Raw genomic sequence first — 12,159 nt, forward strand, 5'->3', positions numbered from 1 at the left:
GGTACCTAGAGCAGCAACCTGGACCGACGGCCGATCGGCACCCGCAGCACCACATCGGTGCCGCCGCGGGGAGCTTGGCGCATCCCCAAGGTGCCGTCCAGCTCGGCGGCCACCAGGGTGCGCACGATCTGCAGTCCCAGGCTGTCGGATTTTTCCAGGCTGAAGCCGTCGGGCAGGCCGCGCCCGTCGTCGTGCACCACCACATCGAGCCAGCGCGCAGAGCGCTCGGCACGAATCGACACCGACCCCTCCGGGGCAGCCGGGTCAAACGCGTGCTCGATCGCGTTTTGCACCAGCTCGGTGATCACCATGATCAGCGCCGTGGCGCGGTCGGAGTCCAGCACGCCCAGATCACCGACGCGGTTGATCCGGATCGGGCGGTCCACCGACGCGACGTCGTTCATGATCGGCAGGATCCGGTCGATGACCTCGTCGAGATTGACCTGCTCGTCGACCGACATCGACAGCGCGTCGTGGACCAAGGCGATCGATGACACCCGGCGCACCGATTCGATCAGTGCTTCGCGGCCTTCGGCGTTGACGGTCCGGCGGGCCTGCAGCCGCAGCAGCGCCGCGACCGTCTGCAGGTTGTTCTTCACCCGATGGTGGATCTCGCGGATCGTCGCGTCCTTGGAGATCAGGGCCCGGTCCCGGCGCTTCACCTCGGTCACGTCGCGAATCAGCACCGCGGCCCCCGCGCCGGCGCCGTGCACCACCAGCGGCAGCGTGCGCAGCAGCACCGTGGCCCCACCGGCGTCGACCTCCATGCGCATGCTCTTACCGCCGGCCAGCAAGTCCTGCACGTGCTCGGCCATCTCCTGGGCTTCGAACGAATCCGAGATCAGCGGCCTCGTGATCCGGATGAGGTTGTGGCCCTCCAGCTCGCTCGTCAGTCCCATGCGGTGGTACGCCGACAGGGCGTTGGGGCTGGCGTAGGCGACGACGCCATCGACGTCGAGGCGGATGAACCCGTCGCCCACCCGTGGCGTGGAGCGTGACATGGCGACGTCGCGCACATCCGGGAAGGTGCCCTCCGCCAGCATGTGGACCAGATCGGCGGCACATTCGCGGTAGGCGGTCTCCAGGTGCCCGGAGTTCTGATTGGCGGTCGGCGCGGTTTGATGCTGCGTGAGCACCGCGACCACCTGATCGGCGTAGCGCACCGGCGACGCCGCGACGTGTGGTCCGGGAAGCTGCCACGAATCCTGTTGGCTTCCTTCGTTCCCCAGCTGCGCGGTGCCCGACGCGAAGGTCTCGGCGACCAGCCGTAGGCGATCGGCGGCCACGACGCTGCCCACCGAATCGGTCTGCAGAACCGTCGGCGCGGTGTTGGGCCGGCATTGCGCCACGCACACCAACACCCCGTCGTCACGGCGGACCCACATCAGATAATCGGCGAACGACAGGTCGGCCAGCAGCTGCCACTCCCCGACCACGGCATGCAGGTGGTCCACGGCGTTGCCGGGCAGCATCGTGTGTTCGGCCAGAAGATCACCGAGCGTGGACATCAAATACTCCCGCGTCGCCCCAAGGCGGTAGGTGCCAAACGCCGGACGGCTAGCTGATGACGGCGATCAGATCGCCCGCCTGGATGACATCGCCGACGGCCACACTCACCTTGCTGATCGTGCCGTCGACCTCGGCCAAGACCGGAATTTCCATCTTCATGGACTCCAGCAGCACCACGATGTCGCCCTTGCCGATTTGGTCGCCCTCGTTGACAACGACTTCCAGCACGCTGGCCACGATCTCGGCTCGAACATCCTCGGCCATCTTCACCCCACTCGTTTCGGCCACTGCGCATGCTGGCTGGTCTGGGCTTCCATCTCAAGCTCATGTATATCGAACCACAACATCATCAGGCATACCGGCGCGCGGGCCGGTCTCCGGTGGGGTGAAAAAGCACACGCTGCGCCGTGAGAGAATTGACGGCAACCTGACGGGTGCCCAGCGCCTGAGATCATGAACGAACGACGGAGGTTCTCCCCATGGCCAAGCGTGGCCGCAAGAAGCGTGACCGCAAGCACAGCAAGGCCAACCACGGCAGGCGTCCCAACGCCTAACGGCTGACAGTCGCGCTGCAGCGCCCTCTTACGACGATTCCCGGATGATCGTGGTGCGGCGGATCTCCAGCCGCAGCCGCTCGCGCAGGCCCTCGGGGGCTTTGTCGCCGCTGCATTTGGTCGCGATCAGCGCCTTGAATTGCTCTTCAATCCCGAACAGCCGCAGGCATGGCGGGCACTCGTCGAGATGCTGCTTGAGCTTTTTGCGCGTCTCCGCTGTGCATTCGCCGTCGAGCAGCGTCCATACCTCGGCGATCAACTCAGCGCATTCAGCCTTCGTGCGCGGATCCGAGCCCGCCGAGGCGCCATCGGGCGAAAACTCGCTCATGACGACACCTCCTCGTGCGTCTGCTGACTCCGGATGAACCCGCGGTCCTTGGCCACGTCTTCCAACAACGAGCGCAGCTGGCGTCTGCCCCGATGCAGCCGAGACATTACCGTTCCGATGGGGGTATCCATGATTTCGGCGATCTCCTTGTACGGGAAACCCTCGACATCGGCGTAATAGACGGCCATCCGGAACTCTTCCGGCAGCGCCTGCAACGCGGCTTTGATCTCGGTGTCCGGCAGCGCCTCCAGGGCCTCGACCTCGGCCGAGCGCAACCCGGTTGAGGAGTGTTCGGCGTTGGACGCCAGCTGCCAGTCGGTGATCTCCTCGGTCGGATACTCCGCGGGCTGGCGCTGCTTCTTGCGATAGCTGTTGATGTAGGTGTTGGTCAGAATCCGGTACAGCCACGCCTTGAGGTTGGTGCCGGCCCGGAACGACCGAAATCCGGCGTAGGCCTTGATCATCGTTTCCTGCAGCAGGTCCTCGGCGTCTGCGGGGTTGCGCGTCATGCGCAGCGCGCCGCCGTAGAGCTGGTCCAACAGGGGAATCGCGTCGCGCTCGAAGCGAGCGGTCAGCTCCTCATCGGTTTCTTCAACAGGCTCGACAATGTCGGAACCGGTCACTCCGTCTGGGCCATCGTCTAAGTCGGCCATCTCGATTAACACGGTCCCTTCCGTTGCAGCGTCGCCACCCAGCACTGCCAGCGACACCGGACTCGCAAACAAGCGAGCCAACTGCTCTTCGCCTATCGAACTGCCTAACAGGCTTGTCGCCGTTGACACCAGATCCTCCTCCCAATCTAGAGGCTGCGACCGACAATGTTTGCCCGGGTCGCTCACATGCGTTTGTCGGGACCGACAGGATCAACAGCACCACCCGACGTGCTATTTCCGGCGCCAGGTCCCCCCAACCCTCCGGTTGGGACCGGGCGTTACTGTGACGCCATGTCCCACGCCACGTCATTGCAAGGCAAGACCATGTTCATCTCCGGCGCCAGCCGCGGTATCGGCCTGGCCATCGCCAAACGCGCCGCACAGGACGGCGCCAACATCGCACTGATCGCCAAGACCGCCGAGCCGCACCCGAAACTGCCGGGAACGGTGTACACCGCCGCCAAGGAACTGGAAGAGGCCGGCGGCCAGGCCCTGCCGATCGTCGGGGACGTCCGTGACCCGGAATCCGTCGAATCCGCGGTGGCCAAGACCGTCGAGCAGTTCGGCGGCATCGACATCTGCGTGAACAATGCGTCGGCGATCAACCTGGGGTCCATCGCCGAGGTCCCGATGAAGCGGTTCGACCTGATGAACGGCATCCAGGTGCGCGGCACCTACGCCGTGTCGCGAGCGTGTCTGCCCCACATGAAGGGCCGGGAGAACCCGCACGTCCTGACGCTGTCCCCGCCGGTGCTGCTCGGCCAGGAGTGGCTGAAGCCGACGGCGTACATGATGGCCAAGTTCGGCATGACGCTGTGCGCGCTGGGCATCGCGCAGGAGATGCGCGCCGACGGCATCGCGTCGAACACGCTGTGGCCGCGCACGCTGGTGGCCACCGCCGCGGTGCAGAACCTGCTCGGCGGCGACGAGGCGATGGGCCGGGCCCGCAAGCCCGAGGTCTACTCGGACGCGGCTTACATCGTCCTCACCAAGCCGTCCAAGGAATTCACCGGCAACATGCTGCTGTGCGAGGACGTGCTGCTGGAAAACGGCGTCACCGACCTGTCGGTCTACAACTGCGTGCCGGGCGGCACACTCGGCGTCGACTTCTGGGTAGACGGCGTCAATCCGCCGGGGTACAGCGGGCCTTAACAGGGCACTAAGGTGGCCGCGACGCCGGCATTGGCGGCGCTGACCGAGGCCGGTGTGCCGCACGAGGTGGTGAAGTTCGGCCACGATCCACGCGAACACTCGTTTGGTTCCGAGGCCGTCAAAGCGTTGGCCAAGCTCGGTATCGCGCCCGGGCAGATCTACAAGACGCTGGTGATCGCGGTGCCCGACGGGCTGGCCGTGGCCGTCGTGCCGGCCTCCGCCCGGCTCTCGCTGAAAGCGGCCGCCGCGGTGCTGGGCGTGACCAAAGCCACGCTGGCCGAACCCGCGGTCGCCGAGCGGAGCACCGGGTACATCGTCGGCGCGGTCTCGCCGTTCGGTCAGCGCAAGCCGCTGCCGACGGTCGTCGATTCCAGTGCGCTGGCCTGGGAGCGGGTGTTCTGCAGCGCCGGCCGCCGCGGCTGGGACGTCGCGGTGGCCCCGCAGGATCTGATCGGCGTCACCGGCGCGGTCACCGCCGACATTCAGGCCTAGTCCTTGGTGAGGGTGAACTGCGCGACGTCGGTGTAGCCCTCGCGGAACAGGTCCGCGCAACCGGTCAGGTACTTCATGTACCGGTCGTAGACCTCTTGCGACTGAATCTCGATGGCCTCGTCGCGCCTGGCCTCCAGCGCGGCCGACCAGTTGTCCAGGGTGCGCGCGTAGTGCAGCCGCAACGGCTGGTAGCGGTTGAGCGTGAACCCGGCACGCTTGGCGTGCTCTTCGACATTCTTGGCTTGTGGCAGGTCCCCACCCGGGAAGATCTCGTCCATGATGAACTTCATGAAGCGGATCTTGGTCATGGTGATGGGCAGTCCGCGGTCGGCGAATTCCTCATCGCTGGGCTTGATGATGGTGTGCAGCATCATCACCCCGTCGTCCGGCAGCGCCTCATAGGCCATCTTGAAAAAGTCCGGGTAGCGATCGCGGCCGAAGTGCTCGAAGGCGCCGATTGACACGATGCGGTCGACCTTCTCGTCGAACTGCTCCCAGCCCTGCAGCAGCACCCGCTTGGATCGCGACGACGGGTGGTTGTCCAGCCGCTGTTGCACGTGCGCCTGCTGATTGCGGCTCAGTGTCAGGCCGACGACGTTGACGTCGTACTTCTCCAGTGCGCGCACAACCGTGGTGCCCCAGCCACAGCCGATATCGAGCAGCGTCATGCCGGGTTGCAGCCCGAGCTTGCCCAACGACAGGTCGACCTTGGCGTACTGCGCCTCTTCGAGCGACATGTCGTCACGCTCGAAATAGGCGCAGCTGTAGGTGCGGGTCGGGTCCAGGAACAACGCGAAGAACTCATCAGACAGGTCGTAGTGCGCCTGCACGTCCTCGAAATGCGGCTTCAAGCCCGGAGTTTCGTTTTCTTTTAAGGACAAGGCACAACTTTCTCGATCGCGTGTGAATGGGCTTTACGGTGTGCGATCGAACTGGATCGACTCCCCCAGGTGTCACAGTGTATATAGCGCCCGGAGCACACCCCACGCAGCTCGCCTTCAGCAAACAAATTGAGCACGCTAATTGACTGCGTGCAGCTTCTCTGCCAGCTATTGCCTGCCGTCGCAGCCCTCGTCTAGCAAACCTCGAAACGTGTCACTCAGGCACTGTCATGCACACAACGCCGACCGCATGCGATCGGCGTTGTGCTGCAATGGGTTTCGTTGTCAGGCAGCCTTCGCGCGGCCGCGAACCTGAATCGCACTGATCACGTCGACGATGCCGATGGCGATCAGCCAGCAGCCGGCGACCAGGGTGAGCACGGCGATCGAGTGCAGCGGCGAAACGATCAGGACGGCGCCGCCGACGACGATCACCAGCCCGGACAGCGCCTGCCAGCCGCGGCCGGGCAGGTGGTCGAAGGACAATGCCGCGGCCAGCAGCGTCATCCCGCGGAACAGCCAGCTGATGCCGATCCAGATGGCCAATAGGGTGACCGCCTCGAATTCTTCGCGGAAGCAAAAGAATCCCAGAATCAGCGACACGATTCCGGTGATAAACGTCAGCACACGCATCGCGGCGCCGGCATGCGACCCGAAAGCGGCGAACACGTAGCCGATCCCGGAAACCACCAGGTAGATGCCGAACAAGACGCCGGCAACAAACAGTGTCTGACCTGGCCAGGCCAGCACGATGACACCCAGCGCGATCGCCAGGATGCCGGTGAGGAGGAGCACTTGCCACGCGCTGCGGGCAAGTTGCCGAAGAGGACCTTCGAAAACGGTATCGTCGCGAATAGTCATCTCAATATCATTAGCCACAATTGGTGAAAAGAAAATGTCCGCGGCAACACAATTCCGTATCGCGCACGGGTATTGACAACAATGCCGGATGCGAGGTGCTGAGGTACCGTGCGCTCGCGGTAACGTGCAACGATGAGTACCGCAGTGGTGGTGGGCAGTGGGCCCAACGGGCTCGCCGCCGCAATCCGCCTGGCCGCCAAGGGCGTGCAGGTCACCGTGCTGGAAGCCGCCGAAGAAGTCGGCGGGGGCACCCGCAGCACCGAAGCAATCGTTCCCGGCCTGCTGCACGACCATTGCTCGGCGATTCACCCGATGGCAGTCGGTTCGCAATTCCTCAACGGCTTCAACCTGCAGCGGTACGGATTGTCGTGGCGCTGGCCGGAGATCGACTGCGTCCATCCGCTCGACGACGGCAGCGCCGGCGTGCTGTATCGCTCGGTGGAGCAGACCGCGGCCGGGCTGGGTCGTGACGGGTCGCGCTGGCGCCTCGCGTTCGGCTACCCGGCCTCACGATTCGACGCGTTGAGCGACGACATCATGGGGCCGCTGCTGCGGGTACCGCACCATCCGCTGATGCTGGCCCGGTTCGGTGCGCCGACGGTGCTTCCCGCGTCGACATTCGCACGGGCGGCGTTCCGTACCGAGAAAGCCCGGGCATTGTTCGGTGGTGTTGCGGCCCATGCCTTCCGGCCGCTGCACTACCCGATGACCTCGGCCATCGGGATGGGCATCATCACGGCCGGGCACCGGCACGGCTGGGCGGTGGCCGCGGGCGGGTCGCAATCGATTGCCAACGCGATGGTTGCTCTGCTGAGCGACCTGGGCGGCAAGATCGAAACCGGTGTCCGGGTGCAGAACACGTCGCAGCTGCCGCCGGCCGACGTCACGATGTTCGACCTGGCGCCCAGCGCGGTCGCCGGCATCCTCGGCGACCGTCTCCCCCGCCGAATTGCGGCTGCCTTCACCAGGTTTCGGCGTGGACCCGGCGCGTTCAAGGTCGACTTCGCCGTCGAGGGCGGCGTGCCCTGGACTAACCCGGACGCACATCGGGCCGGCACGGTGCATCTGACCGGCAGCTACGCGGAGCTGGCCGCGGCCGAGCGCGACATCCACGCCGGGCGCATGCCCGAGCGGCCGTTCGTGCTGATAGGTCAGCAGTACCTGGCCGATCCGCAACGGTCGGTGGGCAATACGCATCCGGTCTGGACCTACGCGCACGTCCCCAACGGCTACGCCGGCGACGCCACCGAGGCGATCATCGCCCAGATTGAGCGATTCGCGCCAGGATTCTCCGAACGCATCGTCGGGCACACCGTTCGCACCACGACGCAGATGGCGACGTTCAACGCCAACTATGCCGGTGGCGACATCATGACCGGCTCGAAGGACATTCGCCAGCTCACCTTCGGGCCTCGAATCACACTGTCGCCCTACAGCATTGGAATTCCGGGCATGTATATCTGTTCGGCGGCCACCCCGCCCGGTCCCGGCGCGCACGGCATGTGTGGCGCCAACGCCGCCAACCTCGCGCTGGACTACCTGGCCGCCAAGTAGCGCGCGTTCAGAAGGTGACCACCACCTTGTCGGCGGCAACTGATGTCTAGACCGTCAGGTATCCGCCGTCGACGGCGATGGTGCTGCCGGTGATGTAGGAGGCGGCGTCGGTACACAAGAACAGCGCCGCACCGGCGCAGTCCTGGGGTGTCCCGGGCCTGCCCAACGGGGTGTGGAAGCCGATCTCGACGTCCATCACCTCGGGAATTCCCATGGCCGGTTGTGTCATTCGGGTGTCGATCAGCCCCGGCGCGATTGCGTTGACCCGGATGCCGTCGTGGGCCCACCGACGGGAGAGGTTCATCGTCAACGCGACGAGGCCCATCTTCGAGGAGGCATACCCCGGGACGAACACCGCCGAACGGAACGCGGACATCGAGACCACGCTGACGACACTGGCCCCGCCGGCCGCCTTGCTCGCCTTCAGCCGCTCGTAGCATCGCATCGTTAACCGCATGGGGCCCAGCATGTTCTGCGTCACCGATGCGACGTAGCCGTCCGGGTCGTACTCGTCGCCGGCGGGATACGGCCCACCGGCGTTGTTGATCAAGACATCGAGTTCACCCAGCGAGTCCGCCAGCGCGTCGACGGCGTCGGGATCCTGAATCTGGCACTGGCGGTAGGTAAATGCGCTCAGATCCGTATCGGGATAGTCGGCGGTCGACGCGCGAGTCCCGGTCACCGCGACGGCGGCGCCCGCCGTGGCGAACGCGGCGGCGATCGCGTTGCCGATGCCGCTGGTGCCGCCGGTCACCAGCACATTGGCGCCGGTGAAGTCGAACTGGATGGAGTTCATCTGTCGTCCCTCAATTCGTTGATGGATTCGGCGAGCCAGGCCCCATCAGAAGGGCATTGCCGGTGAATTCCGGCCATGACTTGCGATCCTCTACAGGTCTAGAGGTAAAGTCAATATCCATGGGACTACGCGGCCTGGCCGAACGGGTAGCGGTCGTGGTCGGCGGGGCCACCGGCATCGGCGCCGCGGCGGCCGGTCGGCTCGGGGCGGAAGGCTGCCGGGTCGTCATCGGCGACGTTGCCGCCGACGCCGCGGCGCAGACCGCCGCCCGTATCTGCGCCGCCGGCGGCACAGCAACCCACGTCGGGTTCGATCTCGCCGATCCGGCGTCGGTGTCCAACCTGATCGATTCGGCCGCAACGACTTACGGCGGCGTCGACCTGCTGTTCAACGTCGGTGCGGACATGAGCACGATCCGGGCCGACTCCGATGTGGTCGACATCGACTTCGACGTGTGGGATCGGGTGATGGCCGTCAACCTGCGCGGCTATGTCGCCGCGATGAAATACGCCATTCCGCGCATGCTCGCCAGCGGCGGCGGCGCGATCGTCAACATGTCCTCGGCGGCGGCGTTCCAGGGCGAGCCGGCCCGGCCCGCCTATGCCACCGCGAAGGCCGGCATCGGCGCGCTGACCCGCCATGTCGCATCGCGGTGGGGCAAGCAAGGCATCCGCTGCAACGCGGTGGCGCCGGGCTTCACCGCGACCGAGGCCATCCGCTCGGTTCCGCAGTGGCCGGACCTGCAGGCCGGTGCGCTCAAGCGCATTCGCGGCACCCGCGTCGGGGCTCCGGAGGACATCGCCGCATTGGTCGCGTTCCTGCTGTCCGAGGAAGGCGAGTGGATCAACGGTCAGGTCATCAACATCGACGGCGGCACCGTCCTTCGGTGAGCCATGGCAGCCAGCAGCCGGTCCCGGAAGCGCAACGGCGACGAGCGCCGTCGCGAACTGTGTGACGCCGCGATCCAGGTGCTGGCCGAGCAGGGATCGCGCGGGCTGACGCACGGGCAGGTCGATCGCTGCGCGGGAGTGCCGGAGGGCACCACGTCGTACTACTACCGCACCCGGGCCGCGCTATTGCGCGGTGTCGGCAAGCGGGTCGCCGAGATCGATGTCACTAACCTGCAGTCGGTGATCGACGAGCCGCTCGATCCCCTCTCGCCGTTCGCACACCTGGCCGAGCTGACCATGATGCAGGCCGACGGGCCCGGGCTGATGCTCAACCGGGCGCGGCATGAATTGTTGATGGGGGCGGTGCGCGATCCCGATCTCGCCGAGACGTCCCAGGCGTTCGCCGCCCGGATGACTGCGATGACCCGCGAGGCGATCGCCCATCTACAGCCCGGTACTGACGACCCCGAACTGCTCGACGCGCAGACGACGGCCGTCACGACATTCATAGCGGGTGTGTTCACGCGGCTCGCCGGCGGCGACCGCACGATCAGCAACGCTGAGCAACTCACCCGGCTGCTGGAAGCCGTCGCCACCGCGGTCTCGCTGCAACGGGCCTGAGCATCGCGGCGAAAACCCCTATGCGGCCGCCTGACAAGGCTTAACGTGTTGCCCATGAACATGAAGCGACTGTTTGCCGGCGGTGTGCTGGCAGTTGCGGGGTTGATGACGGCCGGACTGGGCGTCAGCAACGCCGACACGATTCAGACCGAAGGCAACTACCCGACGCGGCAGGCCTGTCAGGATGCCGGCCCGGGCGTGAAGGCGTCGACGCCGGGCAACTGGAACAACTTCTGGTGCGTGCCGGACCGCAACGTCAACGGCAACTGGAAGCTGGTTCTCAGCAATTAGTACCGGTAGAAGCCCTCGCCGGTCTTGATACCGAGCTTGCCGGCGTCGATGTAGGACTGCAGCAGATCGCGCACGCTCTTCGGCAGGTGCGGAAGCTCGGCGGCGTAATGGTTCTCGATGTCGAGCACGACGTCCAGACCGACCAGATCCATCATCTGAAACGGGCCGACCGATACGCCCAGGGCGAGCTTGAATATGCCGTCGATATCCTCCGGGCGGGCCACGCCCTCGGCGACCACCGCCAGCGACTCGCGCTTGATGGCCGCCCAGATGCGATTGAAGATAAAACCCGTGCTCTCCTTGCGCGCTTCGAAGGGATGCACGCCGAATTCGGGTAGCACCGTCAGCAGCGTGTCGAGCAGACCCCGGTCGGTCTGGCCATTCGACATCAACTCGATCGCGTTGATGTCCGGTGGCATATAGAAGTGCATGTTGCACAAACGTGTTTTGTCGCTGATGTTTTCGACCATCAGCCGCGACGGGATGGACGACGAGTTGGTTCCGAAGATGGTGTCCGCCGGCGCCGCCCGGTCGATCTCGCCCCACAACGGAATCTTGATCTCGAGCTTTTCGGGAACCGACTCGACGGCCAGCCACGCGTCGTCCAACGCCTCGTCGAGCGACCCGGTGGCGGTCACGACGCCGGCTTCGCCAAATCCCCTGTCGGTCAATACCTTTGGTAGCGCCTGTGCCACGTATTGGGTGGCTTCGTCACGTTGTTCCTTACGCCGCGCGTAGATTCGCACCGCTCCGCCGCGGGTGGCGAACATCAAGGCGATGCGGCGGCCCAGGGTGCCCGCGCCGATCACCGCGACGGGGCGGTCTTTGATGTCTTCGAAGGTGTAGGTGTACGAACCAGTCACATGTGCATGGTAGAACTCCGGGCCCTCCACCTCAGCGAAGGGCCCGGAGCAGGGACCAGGGGCCAGTTCCTTAGAAGTCGTCGCGGTGGCGGGTGCCGGACTTCGCCAGTCCCCGGCTCACCATGTCGCCGACACTGAGAATCACGACGTACAGCCACGCCTTGTCGGCGTGGAAGTAGTCGCCATGCCCGTCGTTCGTCTTGACAAGGTAAGACGCAAGCAAGACTGCGACGGTCGCCACGATGAAGACGATGAATTCCGTTGTCCGGTAGAAAGGTTTCGTCTCGGCACCACGCCGGCCGAGGGGCCGAACAGGCGGCGCATCCGCATGCTTCGCATCGGACGAATGCACTGTGACGGGATTGCTGGTCGTCATGAATTTCTCCTTTCGGATACCGCCGAACAGATTCGGCCGCAATGCTTTTGGGTGAGCAAATCCGGGTGAGCGTCGACGCCCGCGGTTCGATGACCGCCCGGGCAGGCAATTGATGCCAGCGTCTTGAGCAGCAACTCCACGCCCTTTTCAGGGCTACCCCACGAGTTCCGTTCGACACTACGCAACCCGGCATGTCTTGGCCCGTGTGACTTTTTGCCCGCCTCGTAGCGACAATCGCCGTGTGTGCACACGGGTGAATTCTCTTGTGTCACTTTCGTTTCAGTAGTCCCTGGGCGGGGTTTTTTGTCGGTGGGTGCCGATAAGTTTCGGGGCATGAG

15 protein-coding genes are annotated in these 12,159 nt (G+C 65.2%); 6 read left to right on the forward strand and 9 right to left on the reverse strand.

What is annotated here, in order from left to right; genetic code table 11:
- Window positions 1-5: 5 nt before the first annotated feature.
- The 4 genes from AAHS21_RS20085 to AAHS21_RS20100 form a co-directional block, all read right to left on the reverse strand.
- Window positions 6-1,508: a sensor histidine kinase gene (locus tag AAHS21_RS20085; RefSeq protein ID WP_342929314.1), complete on the reverse strand. Its 1,503-nt coding sequence runs from the start codon at window positions 1,506-1,508 to the stop codon at window positions 6-8.
- A gap of 49 nt (window positions 1,509-1,557) precedes the next feature.
- Window positions 1,558-1,773 (reverse strand): biotin/lipoyl-binding carrier protein, encoded by a 216-nt coding sequence (locus AAHS21_RS20090; protein WP_066956294.1) that lies wholly within the window; start codon window positions 1,771-1,773, stop codon window positions 1,558-1,560.
- Between the two features lie 318 nt (window positions 1,774-2,091).
- Window positions 2,092-2,391 (reverse strand): mycothiol system anti-sigma-R factor, encoded by a 300-nt coding sequence (gene rsrA / locus AAHS21_RS20095; protein ID WP_342929315.1) that lies wholly within the window; start codon window positions 2,389-2,391, stop codon window positions 2,092-2,094.
- A complete protein-coding gene (locus tag AAHS21_RS20100) occupies window positions 2,388-3,044 on the reverse strand; it encodes a sigma-70 family RNA polymerase sigma factor (protein ID WP_342929316.1) in 657 nt (218 codons plus the stop codon). The genes rsrA and AAHS21_RS20100 overlap by 4 nt, the downstream gene beginning before the upstream one ends.
- A gap of 291 nt (window positions 3,045-3,335) precedes the next feature.
- On the opposite strand from AAHS21_RS20100, the gene AAHS21_RS20105 reads away from it, so the two are divergent.
- Together AAHS21_RS20105 and AAHS21_RS20110 are read left to right on the forward strand one after the other, a co-directional pair.
- Window positions 3,336-4,196 carry an NAD(P)-dependent oxidoreductase gene (locus tag AAHS21_RS20105; protein ID WP_342929317.1) on the forward strand — a complete coding sequence of 287 codons (861 nt, stop codon included), beginning with the start codon at window positions 3,336-3,338 and terminating at the stop codon, window positions 4,194-4,196.
- Window positions 4,197-4,208: 12 nt separating this feature from the next.
- Complete coding sequence (locus tag AAHS21_RS20110; RefSeq protein WP_342929318.1) at window positions 4,209-4,688, forward strand: aminoacyl-tRNA deacylase; 480 nt, start codon at window positions 4,209-4,211, stop codon at window positions 4,686-4,688.
- Here the strand turns inward: AAHS21_RS20110 and AAHS21_RS20115 are convergent.
- Complete coding sequence (locus AAHS21_RS20115; protein ID WP_342929319.1) at window positions 4,685-5,569, reverse strand: cyclopropane mycolic acid synthase family methyltransferase; 885 nt, start codon at window positions 5,567-5,569, stop codon at window positions 4,685-4,687. The genes AAHS21_RS20110 and AAHS21_RS20115 overlap by 4 nt on opposite strands.
- Window positions 5,570-5,854: 285 nt before the next feature.
- A complete protein-coding gene (locus AAHS21_RS20120) occupies window positions 5,855-6,430 on the reverse strand; it encodes a DUF308 domain-containing protein (protein ID WP_342929320.1) in 576 nt (191 codons plus the stop codon).
- A 132-nt stretch (window positions 6,431-6,562) separates the two neighbouring features.
- Between AAHS21_RS20120 and AAHS21_RS20125 the strand changes: the two genes are divergently transcribed.
- Window positions 6,563-7,984 carry an NAD(P)/FAD-dependent oxidoreductase gene (locus AAHS21_RS20125; RefSeq protein ID WP_342929321.1) on the forward strand — a complete coding sequence of 474 codons (1,422 nt, stop codon included), beginning with the start codon at window positions 6,563-6,565 and terminating at the stop codon, window positions 7,982-7,984.
- Between the two features lie 46 nt (window positions 7,985-8,030).
- Here AAHS21_RS20125 and AAHS21_RS20130 read toward each other — a convergent pair whose 3' ends face one another.
- Window positions 8,031-8,780, reverse strand: coding sequence for an SDR family oxidoreductase (locus AAHS21_RS20130; RefSeq protein WP_342929322.1), 750 nt, complete (start codon window positions 8,778-8,780; stop codon window positions 8,031-8,033).
- 119 nt (window positions 8,781-8,899) lie between these two features.
- On the opposite strand from AAHS21_RS20130, the gene AAHS21_RS20135 reads away from it, so the two are divergent.
- From AAHS21_RS20135 to AAHS21_RS20145, 3 genes are read left to right on the forward strand one after another with little or no spacing between them, the layout of a single operon-like run.
- Window positions 8,900-9,670: an SDR family oxidoreductase gene (locus AAHS21_RS20135; RefSeq protein ID WP_342929323.1), complete on the forward strand. Its 771-nt coding sequence runs from the start codon at window positions 8,900-8,902 to the stop codon at window positions 9,668-9,670.
- 3 nt (window positions 9,671-9,673) lie between these two features.
- Complete coding sequence (locus tag AAHS21_RS20140) at window positions 9,674-10,291, forward strand: TetR family transcriptional regulator C-terminal domain-containing protein (RefSeq protein WP_342929324.1); 618 nt, start codon at window positions 9,674-9,676, stop codon at window positions 10,289-10,291.
- Window positions 10,292-10,345: 54 nt separating this feature from the next.
- Window positions 10,346-10,582 carry a hypothetical protein gene (locus AAHS21_RS20145; RefSeq protein WP_342929325.1) on the forward strand — a complete coding sequence of 79 codons (237 nt, stop codon included), beginning with the start codon at window positions 10,346-10,348 and terminating at the stop codon, window positions 10,580-10,582.
- Here the strand turns inward: AAHS21_RS20145 and AAHS21_RS20150 are convergent.
- Window positions 10,579-11,445 carry a 3-hydroxyacyl-CoA dehydrogenase family protein gene (locus tag AAHS21_RS20150; protein WP_342929326.1) on the reverse strand — a complete coding sequence of 289 codons (867 nt, stop codon included), beginning with the start codon at window positions 11,443-11,445 and terminating at the stop codon, window positions 10,579-10,581. The genes AAHS21_RS20145 and AAHS21_RS20150 overlap by 4 nt on opposite strands.
- A gap of 70 nt (window positions 11,446-11,515) precedes the next feature.
- Window positions 11,516-11,821: a hypothetical protein gene (locus AAHS21_RS20155; protein WP_342929327.1), complete on the reverse strand. Its 306-nt coding sequence runs from the start codon at window positions 11,819-11,821 to the stop codon at window positions 11,516-11,518.
- Between the last annotated feature and the right edge of the window lie 338 nt (window positions 11,822-12,159).

It is taken from the genome of Mycobacterium sp. 050272, from assembly GCF_039023525.1.
Taxonomy (GTDB): Bacteria; Actinomycetota; Actinomycetes; order Mycobacteriales; family Mycobacteriaceae; genus Mycobacterium.

Bases quoted from the DNA above. Each gene is read 5' to 3' on its own strand.
- AAHS21_RS20085 (WP_342929314.1), bottom strand. From the start codon at position 1,508: ATGTCCACGCTCGGTGATCTTCTGGCCGAACACACGATGCTGCCCGGC.
- AAHS21_RS20090 (WP_066956294.1), bottom strand. From the start codon at position 1,773: ATGGCCGAGGATGTTCGAGCCGAGATCGTGGCCAGCGTGCTGGAAGTC.
- rsrA (WP_342929315.1), bottom strand. From the start codon at position 2,391: ATGAGCGAGTTTTCGCCCGATGGCGCCTCGGCGGGCTCGGATCCGCGC.
- AAHS21_RS20100 (WP_342929316.1), bottom strand. From the start codon at position 3,044: ATGGCCGACTTAGACGATGGCCCAGACGGAGTGACCGGTTCCGACATT.
- AAHS21_RS20105 (WP_342929317.1), top strand. From the start codon at position 3,336: ATGTCCCACGCCACGTCATTGCAAGGCAAGACCATGTTCATCTCCGGC.
- AAHS21_RS20120 (WP_342929320.1), bottom strand. From the start codon at position 6,430: ATGACTATTCGCGACGATACCGTTTTCGAAGGTCCTCTTCGGCAACTT.
- AAHS21_RS20125 (WP_342929321.1), top strand. From the start codon at position 6,563: ATGAGTACCGCAGTGGTGGTGGGCAGTGGGCCCAACGGGCTCGCCGCC.
- AAHS21_RS20130 (WP_342929322.1), bottom strand. From the start codon at position 8,780: ATGAACTCCATCCAGTTCGACTTCACCGGCGCCAATGTGCTGGTGACC.
- AAHS21_RS20135 (WP_342929323.1), top strand. From the start codon at position 8,900: ATGGGACTACGCGGCCTGGCCGAACGGGTAGCGGTCGTGGTCGGCGGG.
- AAHS21_RS20140 (WP_342929324.1), top strand. From the start codon at position 9,674: ATGGCAGCCAGCAGCCGGTCCCGGAAGCGCAACGGCGACGAGCGCCGT.
- AAHS21_RS20145 (WP_342929325.1), top strand. From the start codon at position 10,346: ATGAACATGAAGCGACTGTTTGCCGGCGGTGTGCTGGCAGTTGCGGGG.
- AAHS21_RS20155 (WP_342929327.1), bottom strand. From the start codon at position 11,821: ATGACGACCAGCAATCCCGTCACAGTGCATTCGTCCGATGCGAAGCAT.